This window comes from Dietzia sp. DQ11-44 (genome assembly GCF_014145205.1).
Classification (GTDB): domain Bacteria; phylum Actinomycetota; class Actinomycetes; order Mycobacteriales; family Mycobacteriaceae; genus Dietzia; species Dietzia natronolimnaea.
In genome coordinates this window covers 1-1,651 of record NZ_JAALEC010000266.1, presented here as the reverse complement: position 1 = coordinate 1,651, position 1,651 = coordinate 1, and the positions used below count along the sequence as shown (strand labels likewise).

Sequence of the window (1,651 nt, the reverse complement as noted above, 5' to 3'; positions counted from 1 at the left end):
CGCCGCCAGGATCGCCAGGGCGGGCACGCCGGGAGCGGGCGAGATGCACACCGCGGTGCGGGCTCCGGTCAGTCGGGCGACCAGCCGGATCACCTCGGCGGTCAGCGCGTCCGGAGAGGCGGCACCCAGTTCGGCCGCGTCCGCACGGGCGGGGGCGTAGAGCGAGTCGTCGACCAGATCGGAGCTGCGGCGCGCGAGGTCGGCGAGCCGGGAACGGTCGGAGGCGGGGACGTCAGTCGAATCGGACACCCGAGCAGCGTATCGCCGCGCACGCGGACGACGTGTCCAACGCGCGGTGATCGGATCGGTATGAGACTCTCAGGGGGATCTCAGTACGGGTATACCGTGAGGACAGCCCGATGAGAGAGGGTGGGCACACGTCGTTCCACGAGGGGGCGACGGAACACCGCGCGGACGACTTGCGAGGAGCCCGCGCCGGAAGGCGGCGGCAGCGCATGTACTCGCAGACGGTGCACGAGACGGCGATCGCTCCCGGCGGTGACCACGACGAGGCGGTCGGTACCGCCCGCTTCGACGCGAGTGGTGACGCCGCCGACATGCCCTCCTGGTCCCAGCTCGTCGCCCAGCACGGGGACAGGGTCTACCGGCTCGCATTCCGGCTCTGCGGCAACGCCCACGACGCGGAGGACATCACCCAGGAGGCGTTCATCCGGGTGTTCAGGTCCCTGGACAAGTACAAGCCGGGCACCTTCGAGGGATGGATGCACCGGATCGTCACCAACCTCTTCCTCGACATGGCGCGGCGTCGGTCTCGCATCCGCTTCGAGGCGCTCCCGGAGGACGCCGAGCGGGTCCCGGGTCGTGAGCGCAGTCCGGAGCAGGTCCTGTCGGAGGAGACCTTCGACCCGGTCCTGCAGACCGCCCTGGCCAATCTCTCCCCGGAGTTCCGCGCGGCGGTGGTGCTGTGCGACATCGAGGACCTCAGCTACGAGGAGGTCGGCCGGATCCTCGGGGTCAAGATGGGGACGGTCCGCAGCCGCATCCACCGGGGTCGTTCCGCGTTGCGTGCCGAGCTCGAGGCGGCCGGTGTGACCGGGGTCCACCAGAGCGTCGACTGATCCCCCCGGGAGCTCCCGGGAACCACCGGAGTATCCCGTGCGTTGATCATCCCGGGCGGTCAGAGCCCGGCCCCGAGGGCAGACGGACGAGGAGGCGCGAGGGTGGACCGACACCAGTCAGGACGCGGGTCCACTCCCGAGTACCGGTTGTCGCGGGACTCGGTCCGTGAGGTCGCCGGGAGTACGCCACCCCCTCGATCAGAACCGCACTTCCTCTCCACCGACCACCTCTCCACCGAGGCGGCGGCAGCGTACGTGGACGGCTGCCTCCCGCCCGCGGGACAGGTCCGCGCGGACGCCCACCTCGCTCTGTGCCCGCAGTGTCGACGCGAGGTGGCCGAACAACAGGACGCACGTCGCGCTCTCCGGGGATCCGGGCCGATCCACATGCCCGGTGATCTGCGGGAGCGCCTCCGCCTCCTCGGGGAGGAGCCGACCCGGGAACCCACAGGCGCCCCGGTGCCCCCGCCCGGGAGCAGGTGGTCGAGGCTCCTGCGCCGCCTGCGTTCGTCCGGCCGTTAGGCTGGGGCGCGTGGAGGACGAGACTGGTGTGCCCGGACCGGCGGAACGGG

2 protein-coding genes and 1 pseudogene are annotated in these 1,651 nt (G+C 71.4%); 2 read left to right on the top strand and 1 reads right to left on the bottom strand.

The features are described from left to right. Window positions 1-249: pseudogene (locus G6018_RS07545) on the bottom strand (hypothetical protein); the annotation flags it as partial. Between the two features lie 206 nt (window positions 250-455). Here G6018_RS07545 and sigE point away from each other — a divergent pair. Further along, the gene (sigE, locus tag G6018_RS07540; protein WP_179525588.1) at window positions 456-1,079 is read left to right on the top strand and encodes an RNA polymerase sigma factor SigE; all 624 of its coding nucleotides are present in this window, start codon (window positions 456-458) and stop codon (window positions 1,077-1,079) included. A gap of 102 nt (window positions 1,080-1,181) precedes the next feature. Further along, window positions 1,182-1,601, top strand: coding sequence for a zf-HC2 domain-containing protein (locus G6018_RS07535; RefSeq protein WP_179525587.1), 420 nt, complete (start codon window positions 1,182-1,184; stop codon window positions 1,599-1,601). The last annotated feature ends 50 nt before the right edge of the window (window positions 1,602-1,651 follow it).